The sequence below is a fragment of the Prosthecobacter sp. genome (genome assembly GCF_044226605.1).
Lineage (GTDB): Bacteria > Verrucomicrobiota > Verrucomicrobiia > Verrucomicrobiales > Verrucomicrobiaceae > Prosthecobacter.
The window spans coordinates 34,748-58,753 of the sequence record NZ_JBGAGS010000020.1 but is presented as its reverse complement, the minus strand read 5'-3'; the positions used below and the strand labels follow the sequence as shown (position 1 = coordinate 58,753).

Here is a 24,006-nt window from a genome sequence, read left to right as displayed (position 1 = left end):
GATGCGCGCATTGGCAGCGTATGTTTGCTCATGCGCGCGACTCCCACAGCCCTGACCCGCCGGCGAATGCTGCAAACCACCACGGGAGCTCTGCTCGCGGGTGCGGCAGTCCATGCAGCTCCGGCGAAGAAAAAGGTCATCATCATTGGCGGCGGCATTGGCGGGCTGAGCTGTGCGTATGACCTGATGGAGCGCGGGCATGACGTGACCGTGCTGGAGGCCTCCCGCCGCACGGGAGGGCATGTGAAGACGATCTATGATCCGCTGCCAGACGGCCTCTATGCGGATGTGGGCGCGGAGCAGTTTACCGATCCTGGCTATGACACGTATCGTGAATGGGTGCGGAAGTTTGATCTCCCTGTGCTGGCCTACGAGCGGCGGCGGAAGATGTACTCCAATGTGCGCGGCCAGTGGCGCACCGAGGAGGAGCTGGCAGATGCGAAGACGCAGCACGCATTCGGCTTCAACGAACGCGAGGTGGCCTACATGCAGGAGCACGGGTGGAAGAACATGTCCCGCCTCTACTTCGGCCCCATGGCGGAGAAGTTTAAAGACGAGTACCAGCCTTTTGGCATCGGCTTGGATGAACTCGATCACGTGGTGCTCGGTGACTGGCTGGCGGAGCAGGGTGCGTCTGAAACCGGGCGCAGTTACTGCGGCGGCTCACGACTGAGCAGCAAAGAGAAACCCGCCACGGAGAGCGATGTCTCCGCGCTCTATCGCATCTGGCAGGAAGCGATTGTGAAGATGCGCGGGCTGCCCGTATTTAAACGCGAGGTGTTTCGGCTCAAAGGCGGCAACCAGCTGCTGCCGGACACCTTCGCTCAGCGCCTAGGTGCGCGTGTGAGGAAAAACTGCAAGGTGAGCGCGCTGGCGCATGATGCGGGCGGCGTCGCGGTTACTTTCACCGAAGGGCCGGACAAGAAGGCGCAGACATTGAAGGCCGACTATGCGGTGATGTGTGTGTCGCCACTGGTCATCGCCGGCATCGAAGTGTCCCCGGGCTGGCCCGCGGAAAAGAAGTTTGCGCTGGAGCACACGCCCATGGGCATGCAGTCGCGCATTGTGCTGCAGGCCAGGACACGCTTTTGGGAAGGTGACTCGCTGCCGAGCATCAACCTGGAAACGGGCAACAGCACGATGGGCCTGGTGTATGAATGCGCTGGCGAAGTGGCTGGAGAAGGCTGCGTGCTCATGGGCAGCGGGCCGCCTGCGCTGGCACCGGCGGATGCGCTCGCCGCCTTCCGCAAATTTTATCCCGGCAAGAACAAGGACACAATTGAGAAAGTGATCGTGCATGAGTGGTGGAAAGAGGAGCCTTATGCGATCGGGTGTGAGAGGCATCCCTTCGCGCTGGGCAAACTGGCGCAGGTGTGGCCGCATTTGATCCAGCCGGTGGGACGGGTTCACTTTGCCGGTGCTGCGTATGACAATCTGCCGTGGGGTCAGGATGCGGCGACGAGATCGGCGCGAAGAGTGACGCTGGCGATTGATGGGGCCTGATTGCTACTTCTTCTCCAGCGACATCAGCTCAATCTTCCGGAACCACACCGGCTGGCCTTCGGCCTGCAGCGCGATGTGGCCGTAGCCGAGCATGACATCGCCACCGGCCTCCACAATGTCACTCGCAGGCGCGATCTTGCAGGCCGCATCCAGCTGCGGGCGCTGGTAGCGCAGGACTTCGACGCCATTGATGCGGTGGATGATCTCGTCATTGCCGCGCACCTCCACTTCCGCGCGCACCCATTCCTCGGCAGGGAAAGTCGGCGCGCTGGATTTGACAATGTGCTTCGTGATCAGCTCACCGCCCATTTCCACGTGCGTGCCGGGTGTGCAGAGGTTGCCTGTGGAGCGCGGGCCCTTGCCTTCATCGGCGAGGAACTGCATTTCCAGGCTGGAGGGAAAGCCTTGATCGAAGCGCATGCTCTGCGGCGGCTGGGCGTGCAGCATCACGCCGCTGTTCAGGTTCACATACTTCGGCGCGTCCTCCATCATCCTGCCGGTGAAACGGTACTCCATGCGCAGGATGTAGTGGGAGTAGGCCAGATTGGTGAAAAGGTGGCCATACTGGGAATCGAATTTGTCGTAGCCGTCGTAGCTCACTTTGAGGATGCCGTCTTCAACCTGGAAAGTGTTGGCGAAATTTTCGCCGAGAGGGCGTTTGGCGATCTTGATCGTCCATCCGGCGAGGTCTTTGCCATTGAAGAGAGAGATCCATTTGGACTCGTCGGCCGCGACGTTGGAAAGGGCGAGGGCTGCGGCCAATGCGATGGCGGCGGAACGGAAGAGGTGGATCATGAAAAGCACCTTGGCGGTGGCCGTGCAGTTTCCAATCGGAAGATTTGCCGAAAAGAGCCGTTGGCATAAAACCGATCTTTTCTTGTCCAAAGGTTCTCCATTCCTGCCTTTCTGTCGTTGTGCGCCGCATCATCACCCTTTCAACCCTGGCACTCTGCACCGCGCATGCGGGCGCAGCGGATGGCGTGGCATTCTTTGAGAACAAGGTGCGGCCGCTGCTGGTGAAGCACTGCTACGAGTGCCACTCGCAGGAGTCGGGCAGACGCAAGGGCGGGCTGCTGCTGGACCGCAAGGAAGGCTGGCAGACCGGCGGCGATGCCGGACCCGCGCTCATCCCTGGCGAACCCGCCAGCAGCCTCATCATGCACAGCATGAGCTATGAGGATGACAAGCTGCAGATGCCTCCGAAGTCCAAGCTGCCGCCGGAGGAATTGCGCATTTTTGAGCAGTGGATCTCGATGGGCGCTCCCGATCCACGGACCGCGGCGCTTGCGGAGGTGGTGAAGAAAAAGACCATCGACTTCGCCGCCGCACGCCAGGGCTGGGCCTATCGCCCGCTCGCCAGGACGCCGCTGCCTGTGGTGAAGCAGAAGGACTGGCCGCGCAAGGAAATGGACAGTTTCATCCTCGCGGAGTTGGAAGCCAAAAATCTCGCGCCTGCCGCGGATGCAGATGCACGCACGCTGATGCGCAGGCTGAGCTATGACCTTACCGGCCTGCCACCTGCGGCGGCGGATCTCGAAAATACTTCCAACCTGCCTGCCTATGTGGAGAAGCTTCTCAACAGTCCGCAGTTTGGCGAAAAATGGGGGCGCTACTGGCTGGATCTGGCTCGCTACGCGGACTCGAACGGAGGCGATCGCAACTACACCTTCTACCAGGCATGGCGCTACCGGAACTACGTCATCGATGCCTTCAACCGCGACCAGTCTTACTATGAGTTCATTCGCGAGCAGATCGCGGGCGATTTGATGAAGGGAGAAAATCTGGAACAGCGACGCCGGCAAATGATCGCTTCCACCTTCCTGGCGCTGGGGCCGAAAATGCTCACGGATCGCGACAAGGAGAAGCTGCACCTCGACACGGCCGATGAGCAGATCGACACCATCGGCCGCGCTTTTCTTGGCCTCACCATCGGCTGCGCGCGTTGCCATGACCACAAGTTTGATCCCTTCAGCCAGCAGGACTACTACGCACTCGCGGGCTTCTTCCGCTCGACAGAGGTCGTGATGGGCACACGCAACGGCTGCGTCAATGTGGCGAGCTGGGTGGAGCAGGCGCTGCCGCAGCCTGAGCCTGGAATGAGCGACCTGGCGGCCAGAATGAACCGCCTGGAACTGGTGATGCGCCTGAAGGTGGAGCGAGATTTCATGGCCAAGGTGGGCGGCAAGATGTCGCTGAAAAAACTGCCGCTGGCAGGGGTGATCTGTGACGAGTCGGATGCGGAACTGGTGGGCGACTGGAAGCAGTCCAGCCTCTCCGCAAACCGCTTCGGCGACTTCTACATTCATGATGACCGGAAGCAAAAGGGAGTGAAGCAGGCGGTGTTTCGCGGCAGCCTGCCCGAGACGGGCGTGTATGAAGTCCGCCTCGCGTATCCGGCCAAAACGAACTGCGACAAGCAGGTGCCGATCACCGTGGAAGCCTTCGACGGCGTGCATGAGATCGTCTTTGACCAGACGAAGAAGCCCAGCATCGGCGGATTGTTCGAGCCGATCGGCCGCTTCCGTTTTGAAAAAGGCGGACGCACCAATGTGATCATCCGTACCACAGGCACGAAGGATTATGTGGTGGTGGATGCCGTGCAGTTCATCTCCGTGCGTGACATCGAGCGCGAAGCAGCGGCTTTCGCCATGGTGAATGGCAAAGGCGGCGGCGATCCCGCGCTGGCGATGCAAAGCGGTGATCTCGCGAAGGAGCTGAACAAGAGCCTCAGCGAACTCAAGGACGCCGAACTGGCCATGGCCCCGCGTGATGCACGCGATGCGGGAGACATCCACCTGCGCATCCGGGGAGAGGTAAGCCAGCTCGGCCCCAAGGTGCCGCGGCATTTCCCTTCTGTGCTGCATGACGGCCCACCGCCGAAGATTGCACCTGGATCCAGCGGCCGCCTGCAGCTTGCGGAATGGATGACGAGCGCGGAGAACGCGCTGCTGGACCGTGTGATCGTGAACCGCCTGTGGGCGCAGCTCTTCGGGCGCGGCCTTGTCAGCACAGTGGACAACTTTGGCGTGCAGGGCGAGAAGCCGACGCATCCTGCACTGCTGGATCACCTCGCCGCGAAATTCCGCGCCAGTGGCGGCTCCATCAAAACGCTGATCCGTGAGATGGTGCTCAGCCGCACCTACCAGCTCGCTGCCGAGGCAAAATCACCGCGCACGGTCGCTGATCCGGAGAACCGTCTGCTGGGCCGGCGCTCGTATCGCCGGCTCACAGCGGAGGAGATTCGGGACAGCCTGCTCTTCCTTGCGGGAGACCTCAATCTGGAACAGGCGGGTGCGACGGCGCTGACCTATGGCGAGGATCTCGACAAGCCGATGAAGTTCGACCAGGAATTCCGCCGCAGCATCTACCTGCCCGTGGCGCGCAACAACCTCGCTCCTGAGCTGGAGATCTTTGACGCCGCGAATCCTGAGATGGTGGCCGGTGACCGGCCGCTGACCACGGTGCCCACGCAGGCGCTGTACCTGCTCAACAGCACCTTCCTGCAAAAGCAGGCCGCCAGGCTGGCGCAGCAGGCCTACGCGCAGCCCGAGCCCGTGGCATGGCTGCACCAGGCCATCCTCGGCCATATGCCGGAGGCGCGCGCCGCAAAGCGTGCGAATGATTTCATTGAGCAAAGCGGCGGCGATCGTGAGCAGGTGCTCGCGGATCTGGCGCACGTGCTGCTCGCCTCCACGGAGTTTCTTTTCCTCGATTAAAGTCGTCATCTCGCTCCGCGGGATGATCCCCAACGCCACTCACCATGTTCTCTGCCACTCGTCAGTCATTCGCTTCGGCCATGCCGAGCGCTCATCTCGCGGAGCGAGATGGCTGCTGTACGCGCCGCACCGCCCTGAAGTCGGCCGCCTGCGGCTTTGGCTCGCTCGCATTCAGCAGCATCGCCACGGCGGCCAGCCTGCCGCGCGGGCTGCACCATACGCCACGGGCGAAACGGGTGATTTTTCTTTTCATGCATGGCGGGCCCTCGCAGGTGGACACGTTTGACTACAAGCCGATGCTCCAGCAGATGGACGGCAAAAAGCTGCCCTTTGCCCCCGCGAAGAATCTGGACCCTTCCGCCGCCAGCCAGGCGAAGATGCTCGGCTCGCCATGGAAATTTCAGCAGCATGGCGAGGCAGGCCTGTGGGGCAGCGAGCTGTTTCCCGAAGTTTCCAAGCGTCTTGATGACCTCTGCGTCATCCGTTCCATGCAGAGCAAAGGGCAGTCGCACGGCCAGGCGGTGTGCATGGTCCACACCGGCTCCGACAACTTTGTGCGTCCGTCCATGGGAGCGTGGATCAGCTACGGGCTGGGAACGGAAAACGCGGACCTCCCAGCGTTTGTGAGCATCAGTCCGCCGGCCACGCATGGAGGCCCTCGCAACTACGGCCCCGCCTTCCTGCCCGCCGCACATCAGGGCACTACCGTGGGTCGTGCAGGCAAGCTGGGCAAGGACGCCACCTTCCGCTTTCTGGATGCCGGGGGCGATTCCGACCAGCAGCAGCGCAAGATGAAACTGCTGCAGGCGATGAATCGAGAGCACTACGAGCGCACGCACCACGCCCCGGTGGAAGGCATGATCCAGAGCATGGAGCTGGCCTTCCGCATGCAGCGGGAGGCCCCCGGCGTCATGGACATCGAGCACGAGCCGGAGCATATCAAAGCGCTCTACGGCATCGGCAATGCGACCACGGACAACTATGGCCGCCAGTGCCTGCTGGCGCGGCGGTTTGCCGAGGCTGGCGTGCGATACATCCAGGTCAGCACGCCGAACGTTTGGGATCAACACTCGAACCTGGTCAAAGGCCACACCGCCAATGCCGCCGCAGTGGACCGGCCCATCGCGGGGCTGCTCGCGGATCTCAAACAGCGCGGCATGCTGGAGGATACGCTCGTGGTCTGGGGCGGTGAATTTGGCCGTACGCCCATCGTGCAGGGCGCGAACGGGCGCGACCACAATCCGCAGGGCTTCACCATGTGGCTCGCAGGCGGCGGGGTGAAGAGCGGCCTTGCCTATGGAGAGACGGATGAATTTGGCTACTACGCGGTGAAGGACAAGGTGCACATGCACGACCTGCATGCCACCATCCTGCATCTGCTGGGCATTGACCACCTGCGCCTCACCTACCGCTACGCCGGGCGTGATTTCCGCCTCACCGATGTGTACGGCGAGGTGGTGCACGGAATCATGGCCTGAGGCCGGACCGCGGGTCCGCGAAAAAAATGCGCGTCGCAGTCGAAACTGGCGGAACTCTCGTTAAGGTCGGCGGATGGACAAACAATGGACAGACAAAATCGTCATCGTCACCGGAGGTGGCGGCGGCATGGGACAGAGCGCGGCGAAGCGGTTTGCAGACGCTGGCGCGAAGACATTTATTTTTGGCCGAACGCTGGAGTCGCTGCAAGTCACTGCGGCGCTCTCGCCCAACATCACCTCCATCGTGTGTGACGTGGCGGACTCCGGCAGCGTGGCCACGGCGCTGGAGCAGGTGCTGAAGCATGGGCCGATTGCCGCCCTCATCCACACCGCCGGCATCAACACACCGGACCGCTTCATGGCACATGCCGATCCCGCCAAGCTGGCCAGCGAGGCAAGCTGGCGCAACGTGATGGATGTAAATGTGATGGGCGTGGTGAACATGATCCAGGCCGTGTCCAAGCCGATGGCCCAGAATGGCGGCGGCAGGATCGTCGTCGTTTCCTCCACCGCCGGGCATGGCTTTGACTCGTTTGCCGGGGTGCCCTACACCGCCAGCAAATGGGCCGTGCACGGCCTGCTTTTCACCGCACGCATGCAGCTCAATGCGCATGGCATCGTGCTTTCTGAGTATGCCCCCGGAGAAGCCCTCACGCCGTTGGTGGAAAAGCGCCCTGTGAAACCCACCGCCGAACACCGCAGCGCCATGATCCAGACGGAGGACTGCGCGGAGACACTGTTCTTCATCGCTTCGCAGGCGCATAGCATGAGCGTGATTCAGCTTCCCGCGTACCAGCCCTTTGGCGGCATGCCACCGCAGATCACGGCACCGTGGCTGGCGGGCTTGGAGATCGGGCCGGTGAAACGATAGAGGCAGCAAGTCGCAGCCATTTTGGGCGTTGAAGAGGCGGCAGCCATGAAACTCTTCACCGCCCTCCTGTCCGCTTTTCTTTTTGCGTCGTATCTCCAGGCGGAGCCGCGGCCGAATTTCATGATCATCATCGCAGATGATCTCTGCTGGCGGGATCTGGGGTATGAAGGCAATGCCGAGGTCAGAACACCGAACCTCGACCGACTCCGTGGCGAGTCAATGCATCTGCGCGGCATGTTTAATCCGGCCACCAGCTGCTCGCCCACACGGCATGCGCTTTACACCGGGCTGTATCCCATCCGCAGCGGGGCGTATCCGAATCACACCCGGGTTTATGATGGCACGAAGAGCCTTTTTACTTACCTGAAGCAGGCGGGCTATCGCGTGGCGCTGCAAAACAAGGAGCACGTGGGGCCGGAGCCCTCGTTTCCTTATGAGCATATCGAGGGTGCGGATGACCTCACCGTCACGAGGACTTTTGTCACACGCGATGCCGCACAGCCATGGCTCATGGTCTTCGCTTCGAATGATCCACATGGGCCCTGGACGCGCGGACCGAAGTACGATGCGTCCAGGCTCACCATCCCGCCCTACCTGCACGACAACAAGATCACGCGGGAGCTGCTGGCGGCGTATTATGGCGAAATCAGCAGGCTAGACGAGCAGGTGGGCGCCTTGATGACGATGCTCAAAGACACGCAGCAGGTGGACAACACGCTCGTGCTCTTTGTCAGCGAGCAGGGCAGCAGCTTCCCCTATGGGGGCAAGTGGAGCGTCTATGACAACGGCATCCACGCCAGCGCCCTCCTGCGCTGGCCGGGCAGGGTAAAACCCGGCAGCACCAGCACAGCGCTCATGCAGTATGTCGATGTAACTCCCACGTTTCTTGAGGCGGCGGGCATCGATCCCACGAAAATCGACGTCGGGTGTCCTGATGCGCATGGCGGAACCGGCTTTGACGGGCGCAGTTTCCTTCCCGTGCTGCGTGGCGAGAGCGATTACTGCCGCGACTACGTCTTCGCCCAGCACACGACCCTTGGCACCAACGGCGCACTCGAGGCCTACCCGATGCGCATGGTGCGAAATGCACGCTACAAGCTCATCCGCAATCTCGCGCCTGCAAATACCTACACCATCGGCGGGATTCACCAGGGCGAGCCGATCGAGTCATGGCAGGCCGACGCCAAGACCGACGCCAAACTCGCGACACGGGTGAAGTGGCTCTTTAAACGCCCCGGTGAAGAGCTCTATGATTTGCAGGCGGATCCTGAGGAAACGAAGAATCTCGCGGATGATCCCGCTTTTGCGCAGACCAAAGCGAAGCTGCAAGGCCAGCTCGACGCATGGATAGCGCAGCAGGGCGATAAAGGACTGGAGACCGAGAACCTGGCAAACACAAGGCAGGGCAAGAGCGACGCCGAGCCGCGCAAGGAAAAGAAGAAGGGCAAAAAGAAAGCCGCCCAGTAGCCAGCTTGGCGCTGACATTGCTGAAAAGTCGCCGGGCCGCCTGCGTTCACAGCGCCATCATGAAGCGCGCCCTGCTCTCTTTCCCTCTGTCATTCGTCGCTGCCTCACTTCGCTCGCTCCTTCGGAGCAGCACGCGCTTCGCCGTGCTGGCTGTCTTGCTTTGCTCGGCTCTGCATTCGTCATTTGCGGCGAAGCCGCAGAACCTCCTCGTCATCACCACTGATGACATGAGCTGCGACTCCGTGGGTGTGTACGGATGCAAGCTGAAGGACACCACGCCAAACATGGACAAGCTCGCGGCGCAGAGCCTGCGTTTCAACTACGCCCACACGGTGGTGGGCAACTGCATGCCTTCGCGCAATGTGATGTGGTCCGGCAAATATCCGCACAACAACCGCATTGAGGGCTTCAAGTCCATCACGCCTCAGGAGAAGAACTACCCGGTGCTCGGAGACCTCATGAAGGACGCCGGTTATTTCACCGGCATCCGGCACAAGGTCAGCCACTCGACGCCTTACTCACCCTTTCCCTGGGATCTCGTCATCGGTGAAGAAGGGCGGGATGACGCCAAAAATGCTGCTTCATGGGGCAAGGCCGCCACCACCGGCATCGACGCTGCGAAGAAGGCCGGCAAGCCCTTTTGCCTCCTGCTGAACATCGCAGATCCGCACAAGCCCTTCTACGCCGAGGGCAAGAAGGGAGAGACCATCCCAGACAAAAACGTGCCTTCGCGCGTGTTCACTCCCGAAGAGGTGGCCGTGCCGGGTTTCCTGCCGGACGACCCCGTGGTGCGAAAGGAGCTTTCCCACTACTACTCCAGCGTGCGGCGCGCGGACGATGGCGTGGGCGAGATCCTCGCGGCGCTGAAGGCCTCCGGCGAGGACGAAAACACCATCATCGTCTTCCTCTCCGACCACGGCATGCCGCTGCCGTTTGCTAAAACGCAGCTCTACCACCACAGCACGCGTACGCCGCTCATGGTGCGCTGGCCCGGCGTGACCAAGCCCGGCAGCGTGGATGACGAGCACATGATCTCCACCGTGGATCTTCTGCCCACCATTCTCGACATGCTCGCCCTGCCCTCGCCCGGCGGCTTTGACGGCAGCTCCTTTGCCGCGGTGTTGAAAGGCGAAAAACAGCCCGAGCGCACCATGGTTTTCAAGGAGCATAATGAAAACTCCGGCGGCCAGAACACGCCCATGCGCGCCGTGCAAACGAAGGACATGGTGTACATCTTCAGCCCCTGGTCCGACGGCAGGCGCGTGATGAGCGGCGCTACGAACGGCACCGCCACCTGCCGCCAGATGCGTGTGCTGGCCGGGACGAACGAGCAGATCGCCGCGCGCATCGATCTCTTTGACCATCGCGTTCCCGAAGAAGCCTACGATGTGAGCTACGATCCCGATGCGCTGACCAACCTCATCGCCAAGCCCGAGCATGCCAGACAAGTCGCCGCACTGGAAAAGGCCATGGAGGACTGGATGGTGAAAACGAAGGACCCGCTGCTGGAAGTTTTCCGCCACCGTGAAGACGCCGCCGCGCGCGAAAAGCTCATGCTGGAGCTGGAAGGCAGGCAGATGAGCAAGAAGGATCGCGTGGCCGCCAACCGCGCTGTGAAAAAAGCTGTGACCGAGACAACAGGAGCTGCGAAGCCCGGCGCGCTCATCGCCCTCGAAGTCCCTGCTTCTGTGAAGCCCGGCCAGAAGGCCACGGTAAAACTCACTCACCACTTCCCAGCGGACCTCGCCGAAAAGCCCGTGCAGGTCACCCTCAAAGGCGGAGACAACAGCCGCATCGAGCGCAAGGAAGTGAAAGCCAGCGGTGATGGCGTCATCGAGGTGACCTTTGACGTGCCGGCCAAAGTTCCCGGAGACAAGGTCATCTTTGCCGCACTCGTGGGCACCTCCATCAAGGATACGCCGCAGCATTTGCAGACGAAGCCTGTGCCGGTGAAGTAACCACTTTGCGGATAGGCCATCATCGACGGTGCGTTTGAAATCACCTTGATGATTCGCCCTCTTCTTTTCCTTTTCGCCTGCGTCAGCGCTGCCTCAGCCGCGGACCTCTCAGTCACCAGCTATACCTCCATCCAGGAGGCGCTGAATGCGAATCCGAACCGCATGGTGTTTGTGCCGGCTGGCGATTACCCGATCACAGAGAAGATTCGCATCCGTGGAGAACGCAGCGGCCTGTTTGGGCCGGGGCGCATCATTCAGCAGAGTGCGGACCAGCCGATTATCGAGATCGAAAACGCTGCTGGCGCGGAGATCCGTGACCTCACCCTCACGCGCCCGGAAAGGAAGATGGAAAGCCGCAACGAAGGTGTGCTGGCGATCAAGTGCCGCGATCTGGTGATTGAAAACGTACGTGTCATCGACAACCGCAGCCCCGCAGGCGCCATCACTGTGCGTGAGAGCAAGGACACGCGCATCTCCCGCTGCGTGGTGCGCAACTACATGCGCGTCAGCATCGACGACCGCACCCAGAGCAAAGACTGGGGCTATGCTTTCAACTGCACCGACGGCACCGGCATCAGCGTCAGCTACAGCACCGGTACGCTCATCGAGGGCAACCGCGTCATCGAGGACAATTTCGTCCCTACTCCCGAGGTGAAGGCCAGGTACAAGCTGGGCGACTACGTAAAGAAGAACGATGAAAAAGGCGCGCTCATGAACCAGCAGGCCTGGGATTCCAACTACACCAACGCCTGGCAGCAGGGCTCCGGCATCATCGTCACCGCGCCTGAAATCAGCGACCTCACCCGCATCATTGGCAACCACATCGAAAACGCTGCGCAGGGTTTGGACATCCATTCAGACCACGTCATCGTCTCGCAGAACATCATCACGAATGCCTTCATCGGCATGAAGGCCATGCACGGCTCGCGCAATGTGCTGATCACGGGGAATCAATTTGTGCGCAATTCCCTCTGGGCCATCGGTCTTATGCCCGGTGCAGCCGCGCATCCCGCCACCGACGACATACCCGAGAATTCAGACGGCGGTTCCATCATCAGCAACAATATCATCTCCGACTTCGGCCACGGCGACGCCCACTGGATCTGGGGCGATGAACGTTCCGCCATCAAGTTCGACACCGGCCAGCAGCCCGATGACCCACCTCTCACGGATGTGATCATCACGGGAAACTTCATCCACTGTTCGGACAAGCCACGCTATAAATACGCCGTCATCATTCCCGACGGTCCGAATGCACCGAGGGGACTGCATTTCTCCAACAACCTGTTTCATCCCGGAACGCAGGGTGTGTGCAATAGGGAGCTGCCGCAATAGTGATAACCGAGTGCGCTTTGCATTCTGGAGTGGTCCAGTCCTTTCGAGCTTTCGTGGCACAGAAAACGTTCGAAAGCGCCGGAGGACCAGCACAGTCCAAGACGCTCTCGCGATTTTTTCGCCCCCCCTACCTCCGATACTCCCCAAACCGTATCTTCAGAGCATCCTCCACCTGCTTGAGCTGCCACTTCTCTTTGGGGTCGATCAGCGCCAGAGAGAGACCCTTCTTGCCGGCGCGGGCCGTCCGGCCGCTGCGGTGGGTGTAGTACTCGATCTGCTCAGGGAGCTGCTCGTGAATAACGAAGGAAAGCTCCGCCACATCGATGCCACGCGCGGCCACGTCGGTGGCGACGACGAACTGCACGCGCTGTTTTTTGAAGGCACGCATGACCTTGTCGCGTTCCTTTTGCATGAGGTCTCCCTGGAGAACACCCACGGAGAGGCCCAGGCCGGAGAGCTCCTCGTGCAATTCGCGGGCGCCTGCCTTGGTGCGGCAGAAGATGATGCCTCGGCGGTTTTTCTGGCGCTGGAGGAATTCGAAGAGAAAGGCGGTCTTGTTTTCGTGTTTGCAGATGACGTAGCGGTGGTCGATGTCCGGGTTCACCACATTGGACGCATCAATCTGAATGCGGTGCGCGGTGGCGGACATGCAGCCTTTGATGAGTTCCTGGATGGCGCCGGGGAAGGTGGCGGAGAACAGCCAGGTGCTGCGGCGCATGGCGGCTAGCTTGAGGATCTCCGTGAGCTGCTTTTTGAAGCCCATGCTGAGCATTTCATCCGCCTCATCCAGCACGACGTAGCGCACAAACTCCAGCGTGAGGGCATCGCGCTCAATGAGATCGAGCAGGCGGCCCGGTGTGGCCACGACAATATGCGTGGGCCGCTGCAGCGCCTCAGCCTGGAGGTCGATCTTGTCCCCGCCGCAGACAACTTCGACGAATGTCTTTTGCGCCGCGTACTTCGTAAAACGGAAAAGCTGCTTGCCGATCTGCTTGGCCAGCTCCCGCGTGGGTGCGAGGACGAGGCCCTGGATGTCGCGGTGCTTCGGGTTCACCTTGGTAAGGAGCGGCAGGCCAAAGGCGGCCGTCTTTCCTGTGCCCGTCTGTGCCTGTGCGACGAGATCACCGCCGTTTTCCATCAGAAAGGGAATGGCTTTCTGCTGCACCTCGGTGGGATTGACGATGCCGAGCTCCTCCAGGGCACGAAGCATCTCTGGTGGAACTCCAAGGGCGGCGAAAGGATGGGACGTTTCGGACATTGCGATGTTGTCCGTCACGATGCCATGAATTGCCAGCAGAAACCGGAGCGACGCTGAAACATGAGCGAGAACATCCGTTGAACATCGTTCACGTGGCATGAAATTCCTGCTCACCTGGGTGTCAGTTTTGGTTCAGTTGAGTGCGCCGCTTGCAGCAGAACCACGTCCGAACATCCTTTTCATCTATGCCGATGACTGGGGCTGGGGCGATCTGGCCTGCCACGGGCACCCGCATTTGAAGACACCGCATCTGGACCGTCTCGCGAAAGAGGGCACGGACTTTCAGCAGTTCGTCGTGTGCAATCCGGTGTGCTCGCCCAGCCGCACGGCCATCGTCACGGGTCGGTACCCGGCGCGGTTTCTCGTGCATCAGCATTTCGCAGGGCATGCGGAGAATGTCGCGCGTGGCATGCCTGACTGGCTGGACCCGAAGGTGACGCTGCTGCCGTGCCTCATGAAGGATGCGGGCTACGCCACGGCGCACTTCGGCAAGTGGCACCTCTCCGGCGGTGGCAAGGACATCGATGCGCCTCTGCCTGTTGAATACGGTTACGACGATGCCGCAGTCTGGACCGGACCCGGACGCAACGTGTTCGAAGGCACAAGTGTCGAGCGGCAGGCCGGAGACGCCCATGACAAGTCGGGCGCTTCGTTTCAAACGATCGCCGCAGCGGAGCATGTCCTGCGTTTCGTCAGACAGGCGGACGAGGCAAAGAAGCCGTTCTACATCAACTTCTGGCTGCATGAGACGCACCATCTCGTGGCTGCCACCGACGAGCAGAAGGCGCCGTATCCGGATACCGCCGAGCCGCAGCGCACCTACTATTCCGCAGTCACGCGTGCCGATGCACAGGTGGGCCGGGTGCTGGCGCTGCTGGATGAACTGAAGCTGGCTGATAACACCATCGTCATTTTTTCCAGCGACAACGGACCAGAGAACTCGCAGCCGCGCCCGACAGACAAGCTCTACCACAGTGTCGGCACCACGGGCGGACTGCGCGGGCGCAAGCGCAGCCTGTACATGGGCGGCGTGAACGTGCCATTCATTGTGCGCTGGCCGGGACATGTGCCTGCCGGGCGGGTGGACAAGACGAGTGTGATCGCGGGTGTGGACATGCTGCCAACGCTGCTCGCCGCCACGGGCGTTGCTGCTCCGGCGGGTTATCAAAGCGATGGGCTGAATGTGCTGGCCGCATTCCACGGCGAGCCCTTCACCCGCTCGCAGCCGCTCTTCTGGGAATGGCGCGGCCCGAATGCGCAGGAGGCCGACTGGCCACAGCTGGCGATGCGCGAAGGTTTCCACACTCTGGTGATGAACTATGATGCGAGCCGCACCGAACTCTATGATCTGAGCAAGGATCGCGCGCAGGAAAACAACCTTGCCACCGCGGAACGGGATCGTACCTCTGCGATGACAGACGCCATCCGGACCTGGCAGAAAACGCTGCCCGTGCCCACTCCGCCAGCCCAGGGTGCGATGCGCAAAAAGCAGCCGGCCGCTCCCCCTGCCAAGCCCGCGCCCAACCGTGCTGCCGCCTTCAAAAAATGGGACAGGAACGCCGACGGCATCCTCACACTGGAAGAATACATCAACGGCCTATCCCAGAAGGAAAACGCGGAGCAGCGCTTCAAAAATTTTGACAAGAATCAGGATGGCCGGCTTTCTCCGCAGGAGTTTGCAAATCCATGAAGCATTTCACTCTGATCCTGCTGTTCGCCAGCCTTGCATCGTTGTCAGCGGTTGAGAAACCTGCCGTGCTCTGGCCGGATGGCGCTCCAGGAGCCCTGGGCACAACGCCGAAAGACATTCCCACGCTCACACCCTGTCTTCCAGCCAAAACCAGCGGCGCTGCAATGCTGCTCATCCCTGGCGGAAGCTACTCGGGCATTTATGAGGGGCAGGCGGAGCCGTTTGCGCTCTGGCTGAATGAGCAGGGCATCACCGTTTTTGTGCTGCGGTACCGGCTTGGCAGCGCGGGCTATCGCTACCCGGCGCAACTGCAGGACGCGGTGGAAGCCATGCGGCAGATCCGTGGCGCTGCTGACAAGTGGAAGATCGATCCCAAGCGCATCGGCGTGATGGGTTTTTCCGCCGGTGGACACCTCGCTTCTACTTTGATCAACCGCCCTGAAGACGGCGAGGTCGAAGGGCGCAAACCCGCCATCAGTGCGCGGCCCGACCTGGCCATTCTTTGCTACCCGGTCATCAGCATGATCACCAAGCCGCATGCCACTTCGCGCAAGATGCTCATTGGTGAGAAACCCAGCGACGAACTTGTGCGCCAGACCTCCAGCGAACTGCAGGCACACCCAGGTCTGCCGCCTTGCTTTCTCTGGCACACTGCCGAGGACAAGCTGGTGCCCGTGGAGCATGCGCAGCTCTATGCCGCCGCGCTTCATCAAAACGGCGTCCCGCATGAACTCCATCTCTACCAGCATGGCGACCATGGCACCGGCCTCATCGGCACGCAGCACCCCTGGTTTGCCGATCTGGTGTTCTGGCTGAAGGCGCACAAGTGGATCACGACACCGTGAGTTCAAGTCGCTGACACAAACGAGCGCCGCACGCGTTCAGTTCTGCCCATGAAGTTTGTCCTGACCGGCCTGTTTCTTTTTGCATTCTGCTCCGCCATTCATGCGGGGGCACCGAATTTTGTGTGGATCATCGCTGACGACATGTCTCCGGACATCGGGGCCTATGGGCTCAAGGAGGTGAGCACGCCGAATCTGGACAAACTGGCGGCGGAAGGCCGGCGGTACACCCGTGCCTACGCCACGGCTCCGGTGTGCAGCTCCTCGCGTTCGGCCTTCATTCTCGGCTGCTACCAAACCACGACGGGGCTGTACCCGCATGACACAGAAAAGCCTCAGCCGCTGCCCGCGCCTTACCAGCCGCTGCCGGAGCTGCTGCGCAAAGCGGGCTGGTTTGTGACGAATGCGTCCGCGCCCGTACCCGCAGCACACCAAGGACGTGTGCCAAAGGTGGCGAAGACTCACTACAACTTCGCCCACGACTCCGCGCAGATGTATGAAGGCAACGACTGGCGCAAGCGCAAGACAGGGCAGCCTTTCTTTGCGCAGTTTCAGGTTTCCGAACCGCACCGGCCGTTTCCCATTCCCACGCAGTATGATGAAGCAAAGCTGCGCGCCATCCAGATCCCGCCGAACTACCCCGAGCATCCTCTGATCCGGCGCGACTGGTATGCCTACCAGCGCAGCGTGGAGATGGTGGATCAGAGGGTGGGTTTGATTTTGGAGCAATTGAAGGCGGAGGGTGTGCTCGACAACACCGTGGTGATGTTCTTCGCCGATCACGGCCGGCCCATGCCCTGGGGCAAGCAGTGGCTGAGCGTGGAAGGATTGCAGGTGCCGTTGATCGTACGCGGGCCCCAGATACTCGCGGGCAGTGTGGAAGAGCGGCTGGTCAGCCTCATTGATCTTGCGCCGTCCATGCTGCAGCTCGCGGATCGGCCCATCCCGGCGTGGATGGAGGGAAAAGCGGTGCTTGGCGGTGATTTTCCGGAGCGCAGCATGCTCTTTGCCGCTCGCGACCGCTGTGGCGATGCGATGGACCGCATTCGTGCGGTGATCGGCACGGACGCACTCTTTGTGCAGAATTTTCATCCTGAACTCTCGCGGCTGAACTGGTCCGGCTACAAGGAGTCCAGCTACCCCGGCATGCCCCTGCTACGCAGGCTGCAGCAGGCGGGAAAGCTGGATGCGCTGCAGACAGAATGGCTGGCACCGGAGAGAAGGGAGCCGCAGGAGCTTTACGATCTGAAGACTGATCCGCTGGGTGTGCGAAACATCGCCAAAGCGCCGCAGGAGGCAGCGAGAGTGACGGCCATGCAAACCACTTTGGAGACGTGGATCCAAAGCAGCCGTGACCAGGGCGCGCATGAAGACCCTCCCACCGAGCCGCCGCTCACGGAGATCCAGAAGGAGAAACGGATGGAGTACCAGCGTGTATGGAAGACGCGCCTGAAAAAAGCCGAGCCTTCCGATGCGGAGCGCGTGGCGTGGTGGGAGAAGAGCTACGGCCTTTCTTCAGACCAGCCGGTTCCCTGATCTCCGGCGGAAGATTGGCGCTGCTGGCTCCGTTCGCACAGGTTCATGAAATTTGCTTTTGTCCTGCTTTCTCTCGGCTTGGTAACAGCGGCTTCGGCTGCCGACAAGCCACGCCCAAACATCCTCTTCCTTTTTTCCGATGATCAGCGGTGGGATACGCAGAGCTGCGCGGGCCACCCCATCGTGCAGACCCCCACGGTCGACTCTTTGGCGGCACAAGGCGTGCGTTTCAGCAATGCTCATGTGACCACGCCCGTGTGCTGGGTCAGCCGTGCGGTCATTTTGACAGGGCAGTGGGCGCGCAGTCATGCGCAGCCGAAGGCCATCCCCACCGTAAAGCCGGAGGCGCTGGCCACCATGTACCCGGTGCTGCTTCGCTCGGCGGGCTACCGCACGGGGCACTTTGGCAAATGGCACATGATGGCGCCGGAGGGCTTCAAGCCGCAGGAGCAGTATGACGAGTACGAGGCCGTCGGTCGCAATCCCTACTTCAAAACGATGCCGGATGGCACAAAGAGGCATGAGACCGACATCGTGTGCGACAAAGGCATCGCGTTCATCAAGTCACAGCCGAAGGACAAACCCTTTGCGCTGAACCTGTGGTTCAATGCCGCGCATGCGGAGGACAATGACCACCGCCCGGGCATCGGCCTGTATCCCTGGCCGCAGTCCACGGATGGCATGTATGAGGACCGCTCCATCCCGCCGGCGCGCCTGGGAGATCCCGCCATCTACGAGGCGCACCCGCAGTTTCTCAAAGACTCGATCAATCGTGAGCGCTGGTTCTGGGGCTACGACACACCGGAGAAGTATGAGATCAATGTCCGCGCCTACTACCGCATGATCAGCGGGATCGACAAGGCCATCGCCCGGGTGCTGGCCGCGCTGAAGGAGGCGGGCCTGGATGACAACACCATCATCGTTTATTCCGGCGACAACGGCTACTACCTCGGCGACCGCGGCTTTCAGGGCAAGTGGTCGCACTATGAGGAGTCCCTGCGAGTGCCGATGATCGTCTATGATCCACGTGTACCAAAGGAGCAGCGCGGGCGGGTGCTGGATGAACTGGTGCTCAACGTGGACCTGCCCGCCACGTTCCTCGACTGGGCCGGGGTGAGGCGTCCGGACGCCTATGAAGGACGCAGCCTCTCCACGCTCATCGAAGGCAAAGGCAGCGACAAACCCTGGCGCACCCACTACTTTGGCGAGCACCTTGACCTCGCGCCCACGCTCACATGGGAGGGCGTGCGCGGCCAGCGCTACGTGTATGCGCGCTACTTCGATCAAAAGCCCGCCTATGAGTTTCTGCATGATCTCCAGTCTGACCGCGACGAACTGAAAAACCTGGCTGCTGATCCCGCGCATGCCGCGACCCTGAAAGAGATGCGTGCGCTGTGCGATGCCGAAATGAACGCTCGCGGCGGTGCGCTGCTGCCCATGGGCGAGCGCGGAGCGCGCAAGGCAGCTGCCAAAAAAGGCGCAAACAAGAAAGCCAGGGCTGAATAGCCCCTGGCGGCTGACCATGCACTACCAACCTTCCATCCACCATGAAGCCCCTCGCTCTCATCCTGCTGTCGCTCTGCGTTTTGAGCACCTCCTTCGCGGCCCCCGCAAAGCGCCCGAATTTTCTCTTCATCGTCGTCGATGACCAGTCGCCGTTTGACTTCAAGTTCTACAATCCAAAGTCCCCGCTGCAGTCGCCCAACATCGACAAGCTCGCGGCTGAGGGGATGGTGTTTGATTCCGCACGGCACATGGGCTCGTTCATCGGCGCGGTGTGCACGCCTTCGCGCCACATGATCATGAGCGGGCGCACGGTGTGGCACCTGCCCATCGGCCCTGGAGCGAAGGAGCACTGCCCGCCAAACCTGGAGCTGAACACGCTGGCCGCCGTATTCAATCGCGCTGGCTACGACACCATGCGCACCTGCAAGCAGGGCAACTCCTACGAGGGCGCCAACAAGCAGTTCACCGTGCGCCATGATGCCACCAAACGCGGCGGAACGGATGAAAGCGGCAGCACCTGGCATGGCGACCAGGTCATGAACTACCTGAACGAGCGCGAAGCCAGAAAGGACACGGATCCCTTCCTTATCAACTTCGGTTTCTCCCATCCGCACGACACCCGCGATGGCCGCCCCGAGCTGCTGGCGAAATACGGTGCTGTGAATCACGAAGACCCGAACACGCTGCCCGCGTTGAACCCCAGGCAGCCCGCGCTGCCCGCCAACTACCTCAAAGCACACCCCTTCAACAACGGCGATGCCAATGTGCGCGACGAAGTGGAGGTGAGCGGCGTGTGGCGGAACCGCGATGAGGCCACCATCCGCAACGAAATCGGCCGCGAGTATGCGTGCGGTGAGAACATTGACATCCAGATCGGCCGTGTGCTGGAAAAGCTCAAGGCCATGGGCGAGCTGGACAACACCTACATCATCTACACCGCAGACCACGGCATCGCCATCGGCCGTCACGGCCTGCAGGGAAAACAAAACCTCTACGAACACACCTGGCGCGTGCCCTTCATTGTCAAAGGCCCGGGCATCAAAGCCGGCTCCCGTGTGCCTGGAAACATCTACCTGCTCGACATCGTGGCCACGCTTTGCGATCTCGCCAGCATCCCCGCGCCCGAGAGCAATGAAGGTCTCAGCTTCAAGCCGGTGCTCGAAGGCAGGCAGGACTCCATGCGCGATGTCATGTTTGGCGTGTACTGCGGCGGCACCAAGCCCGGCATGCGCTGCGTGATGCAGGGAGACTGGAAGCTGATCAAGTACGACGGCATGAACGGCACTTCCCGCGAGACTCAGCTCTTCAACCTGGCAGCCAATCCGGATGAATTCCTCAAAGAACACGGCAATGCCGACCCGATGAAAACCAATCTCGCCGCGGACCCGAAGCACGCAGCCAAGCTTGCCGAAATGGAAGCCCTGCTTCTGGGTGAAATGCGCCGGCTGAATGATCCTTATCGTTTGTGGAACCAGCCGAATGATGGACTGACACCACCACCAGAACCGGCGCCGAGGGCGAAGAAAAACAAAGGCAAACCGGCAAAGCAATAATCGAAAGGGTTCCCGCCTGCCATGAAGCCCCTCCCCCTCCTTCTTTCGTCATTGCTTTGTGTGGCTTCGGCTTTCGCTGCCGATGTGAAGCCAAACTTCCTCATCATCTACGCCGATGATCTCGGCTACGGCGATGTCTCCACCTATCACGCTTCCGACTGCCACACGCCGAACATCGACAAGCTGGCGGCGGAGGGTCTGCTTTTCACCAACATGCGGGCCAACTGCACCGTGTGCTCGCCTTCGCGCGCGGCGCTGCTCACGGGTCGGTATCCGGACCGTGTGGGCGTGCCGGGAGTGATCCGTACGAATCCGGATGATTCCTGGGGCTGCCTCGCACCCGGCATTCCGACCCTCGGCAATGAATTGAAGAAAGCCGGATACCACACGGCGGTGGTAGGCAAATGGCATCTCGGGCTTGAGCGTGAAAATACGCCGAATGAGCGCGGATTTGACCTCTTCCATGGTTTCCTCGGCGACATGATGGACAGCTACACCACGCACCTGCGCCAGGGGCACAACTACATGCGGCACAATGCAGAGGAGGTTGATCCGAAGGGCCATGCCACGGACATCTTTGCCGGCTGGGCGGCGGACTACTTCCGCGAGCGTGCGAAAGAGAAGAAGCCCTTCTTCCTGTATCTCGCCTTCAATGCACCCCACTTCCCCATCGAGCCGCCGGAGGAATGGGTGGCCAAAGTAAAAGCGCGCGCGCCGCAGCTGGAAGAAAAACGCGCACGCAATGCCGCGCTGGTGGAGCATTTGGACGACCGCATCGGGCAGGTGCTGGCGGTTTTGAAGGAGACCGGTCTCGATCAAAACACCGTCGTGGCTTTCAGCTCTGACAACGGCGGCTCGCTGCCTCATGCGCAGAACAACGACCCCTGGCGCGATGGCAAGACCAGCCACTACGACGGCGGCCTGCGCGTGCCCTTCATGGTGCGCTGGCCGGGCCACATCAAAGCGGGCTCCCGCAGCGACTACAGCGGCCTGAATTTCGATCTCTTCCCCACCTTCCTCTCACTCGCCGGCCTGCAGCCTTCCGCAGAGCTGGATGCCGTGAGCCTCGTGCCCATCTTCAATGGCGGCACCCTCGACACTCCCAAGCGGGACCTCTACTTTGTGCGCCGCGAAGGCGGTGCGGCTTACGGCGGCAAAAGCTACGAGGCTATCATCCGTGGCGACTGGAAGCTGATGCAGAACACACCTTACACCCCGCTGGAACTCTACAATCTGAAGAACGATCCTCAGGAGAAGACAAACCTCATGGGCAAGGCGCCAAAGGTCTTCAAAGAACTCTCCGATGCTCTGCGCAGGCATGTGCAGATCGGCGGCGCCACGCCCTGGCAGGCACCCGAAAGATAGCTTGTCTGGCCTTCCGTCATTGAGCTCAGGGGTGCCGAGCGTAGCGAGTGCTCCCCTCGGTTTTCCAGCACAGCCGAGGAAGCAAACCCATCGCTTTCTGCGCACACGGCGCTAACCATCAGCGTCCGTCACGCCATTCCGCCGCAAGTCTGCACACGGCGTGTTTCGAAGCTTGCGCATTCCAAAGAACAAAGCCGCTTGTAATGAAGCATCATTGCCTGCTGCCATCCGCGTGATACAGAAGCGCCCCACTGACATGACGCATTTCCTTATCCGTCTCGCGCAACCGCTGCTGGCGCTGCTGATTCTCACCACTGCCGTGCTTTGCGATGAGCCTGCACCTGAGATGGCCGCCGCGCGCAAAGCAGCCGCTGAGCTGCTGCCAAAACTCGAAACCGGCGGGTGGGTGGCGAGCGAGGCGGCATTTCAAACGATCAACCAGCTCGCGCGCAGCAAGGATCAGGCGGACAAGGACCTTTCCGACAAGCTGGTGGACCTGTGCGCCACCTCAATCGCACAGGGGTTCAAGGAACTGCCTGCTCCTCCTGCGCGCGAGCAACTGCTCTGGGATGCCGAAACCCTGACCCACGCCCTTCTCGACAATCCTACTCCCGCTCACTTGAGCCACGCGCGAGAAATCGTGGCTTCATGGGAGAAGGCGCTTCCCCAGTCTGTAGAGGCACGCCTCCTGCGTCTGCAACTGCTCGTGACGGATCAGAAGCGTGCAGAACAGATCACACTGGCCGCCGCATTGGTGGGAGAGAAGGAGCTGAGCGCGCCCAATCGCGCGTATGTCCGGGACGTTTATGTGGGAGCGCTGCTGCGTGGAGATCCTTCCTCGGCTGAGGAGATTGAGCGCGCTCGGTCGGTGCTGCAGGACTGGCTGAAAGAAGAGCCGCAAGGCCCAAGGCCCCGTCTTCTGCTGCTGGAGCTGCACCATGCCAAAAGGGAGTGGCAGGCGCTGTACGTCCTGGCCACCGAGCTGCTGGCAGATGAAAAAATCACCGGCCCGGACCGCCTCTACGCCCACCATTGCCGTCTGGAGGGAGCACTCAATACCGGCAAGACCCAGGAGCTGAACGATGCAGACTGGAATTACATGATGGAGCAGCTGACCGGCGGCAAAGGCCTGAAGAAGTTCATCGACGAACATGGCCAGCTGCTGGCCGGGATCGCTCTGGGCATCGGCTGGCTGTGGCTGCTGATCGTGGCGTTCATCACACGCAGCCTGCGTTCAAAGCCCCCTGGTTTTTGGATGGTCATATTGTGGTCCACAGTCATTCTCTACGGCAGCTCGGTGATCCTGGCGCCCATGGTCCTTTGTGTCTCATTCTCACTGCTGGGGATCATGTTCCTCATTTTTGCCACGACCGGCAGCAGGGCGCCGCTTGGCTATCTCGTCGCTCCGCAGGCTGCCACGGAATCTGGCAAGGCCAGGTGGCCGGCCATCCTGGGCTGGTGTGTGCTGGCCTTCCTCCTCATCGAGCTTTTCAATTTGGGCTATGCCTGGGCTTTTGAGCAAGTGATGGACCGCGAACTGGACTCACAGCTGGTGGCCAAACTCCTGCAGGCAGACTCGCTCCCCAAGCTTCTCGGCATGGTGATTGCAGGAGGGATCTTTGTGCCCTTCCTTGAGGAGGTCGTCTTCCGTGGCATGCTGCAGGACTGGATGGGAAGGCGGCTTCGGGCGGGATGGTGTGTGGCGCTTGTCTCCATCATCTTTGGCATCGTGCACGGGCTGGAAATGGCCATTCCGATCACCGTCATCGGAGTGGCGCTCTCCCTCCTGCGTCTCCGCTTCCGCAGCCTTCTGCCCTGCATCCTGCTGCACGGGCTGAACAACAGCGTGATGATCGTTCTGCTGTATTACTTCCCGCACTTGGTGTGACTTGGAAACGGAAGGCGCGCGGTCAACTCTGGTTAAAGAT

The 24,006-nt window shown here is 61.1% G+C and carries 16 protein-coding genes; 14 read left to right on the top strand and 2 right to left on the bottom strand.

The annotated features are described in order from the left end of the window. Positions 1-30: 30 nt before the first annotated feature. Entirely contained in the window at positions 31-1,503 is a 1,473-nt protein-coding gene (locus ACILSO_RS24480) for a flavin monoamine oxidase family protein (protein WP_395740104.1), read from the top strand. Positions 1,504-1,506: 3 nt separating this feature from the next. On the opposite strand, the gene ACILSO_RS24475 is transcribed toward ACILSO_RS24480, so the two are convergent. Further along, positions 1,507-2,298 (bottom strand): DUF1080 domain-containing protein, encoded by a 792-nt coding sequence (locus ACILSO_RS24475; protein ID WP_395740103.1) that lies wholly within the window; start codon positions 2,296-2,298, stop codon positions 1,507-1,509. 119 nt (positions 2,299-2,417) lie between these two features. On the opposite strand from ACILSO_RS24475, the gene ACILSO_RS24470 reads away from it, so the two are divergent. The 6 genes from ACILSO_RS24470 (at position 2,418) to ACILSO_RS24445 (ending at position 12,328) form a co-directional block, all read left to right on the top strand. Then, on the top strand, positions 2,418-5,219 hold the full coding sequence (locus ACILSO_RS24470; RefSeq protein WP_395740102.1) for a DUF1553 domain-containing protein: 2,802 nt from the start codon (positions 2,418-2,420) through the stop codon (positions 5,217-5,219). 80 nt (positions 5,220-5,299) lie between these two features. Continuing rightward, positions 5,300-6,697 (top strand): DUF1501 domain-containing protein, encoded by a 1,398-nt coding sequence (locus ACILSO_RS24465; protein WP_395740174.1) that lies wholly within the window; start codon positions 5,300-5,302, stop codon positions 6,695-6,697. A 73-nt stretch (positions 6,698-6,770) separates the two neighbouring features. Continuing rightward, a complete protein-coding gene (locus ACILSO_RS24460; RefSeq protein WP_395740101.1) occupies positions 6,771-7,568 on the top strand; it encodes an SDR family oxidoreductase in 798 nt (265 codons plus the stop codon). Between the two features lie 45 nt (positions 7,569-7,613). Further along, positions 7,614-9,035 carry a sulfatase gene (locus ACILSO_RS24455; protein WP_395740100.1) on the top strand — a complete coding sequence of 474 codons (1,422 nt, stop codon included), beginning with the start codon at positions 7,614-7,616 and terminating at the stop codon, positions 9,033-9,035. A gap of 59 nt (positions 9,036-9,094) precedes the next feature. Continuing rightward, on the top strand, positions 9,095-10,993 hold the full coding sequence (locus ACILSO_RS24450; RefSeq protein ID WP_395740099.1) for a sulfatase: 1,899 nt from the start codon (positions 9,095-9,097) through the stop codon (positions 10,991-10,993). Positions 10,994-11,041: 48 nt separating this feature from the next. Beyond that, positions 11,042-12,328: a nitrous oxide reductase family maturation protein NosD gene (locus ACILSO_RS24445; protein WP_395740098.1), complete on the top strand. Its 1,287-nt coding sequence runs from the start codon at positions 11,042-11,044 to the stop codon at positions 12,326-12,328. Between the two features lie 127 nt (positions 12,329-12,455). On the opposite strand, the gene ACILSO_RS24440 is transcribed toward ACILSO_RS24445, so the two are convergent. Further along, positions 12,456-13,538 carry a DEAD/DEAH box helicase gene (locus ACILSO_RS24440; protein ID WP_395740097.1) on the bottom strand — a complete coding sequence of 361 codons (1,083 nt, stop codon included), beginning with the start codon at positions 13,536-13,538 and terminating at the stop codon, positions 12,456-12,458. Between the two features lie 145 nt (positions 13,539-13,683). Between ACILSO_RS24440 and ACILSO_RS24435 the strand changes: the two genes are divergently transcribed. The 7 genes from ACILSO_RS24435 (at position 13,684) to ACILSO_RS24405 (ending at position 23,966) form a co-directional block, all read left to right on the top strand. Beyond that, entirely contained in the window at positions 13,684-15,276 is a 1,593-nt protein-coding gene (locus ACILSO_RS24435) for a sulfatase-like hydrolase/transferase (protein WP_395740096.1), read from the top strand. Beyond that, positions 15,273-16,121 (top strand): alpha/beta hydrolase, encoded by an 849-nt coding sequence (locus tag ACILSO_RS24430; RefSeq protein WP_395740095.1) that lies wholly within the window; start codon positions 15,273-15,275, stop codon positions 16,119-16,121. The genes ACILSO_RS24435 and ACILSO_RS24430 overlap by 4 nt, the downstream gene beginning before the upstream one ends. Positions 16,122-16,169: 48 nt before the next feature. Next, entirely contained in the window at positions 16,170-17,654 is a 1,485-nt protein-coding gene (locus ACILSO_RS24425) for a sulfatase (protein ID WP_395740094.1), read from the top strand. Positions 17,655-17,699: 45 nt separating this feature from the next. Next, a complete protein-coding gene (locus tag ACILSO_RS24420) occupies positions 17,700-19,160 on the top strand; it encodes a sulfatase (RefSeq protein ID WP_395740093.1) in 1,461 nt (486 codons plus the stop codon). A gap of 41 nt (positions 19,161-19,201) precedes the next feature. After that, on the top strand, positions 19,202-20,713 hold the full coding sequence (locus ACILSO_RS24415; protein ID WP_395740092.1) for a sulfatase-like hydrolase/transferase: 1,512 nt from the start codon (positions 19,202-19,204) through the stop codon (positions 20,711-20,713). Between the two features lie 21 nt (positions 20,714-20,734). Next, positions 20,735-22,078 (top strand): sulfatase, encoded by a 1,344-nt coding sequence (locus tag ACILSO_RS24410; protein WP_395740091.1) that lies wholly within the window; start codon positions 20,735-20,737, stop codon positions 22,076-22,078. A gap of 256 nt (positions 22,079-22,334) precedes the next feature. Beyond that, on the top strand, positions 22,335-23,966 hold the full coding sequence (locus ACILSO_RS24405) for a lysostaphin resistance A-like protein (RefSeq protein ID WP_395740090.1): 1,632 nt from the start codon (positions 22,335-22,337) through the stop codon (positions 23,964-23,966). Positions 23,967-24,006 lie beyond the last annotated feature (40 nt).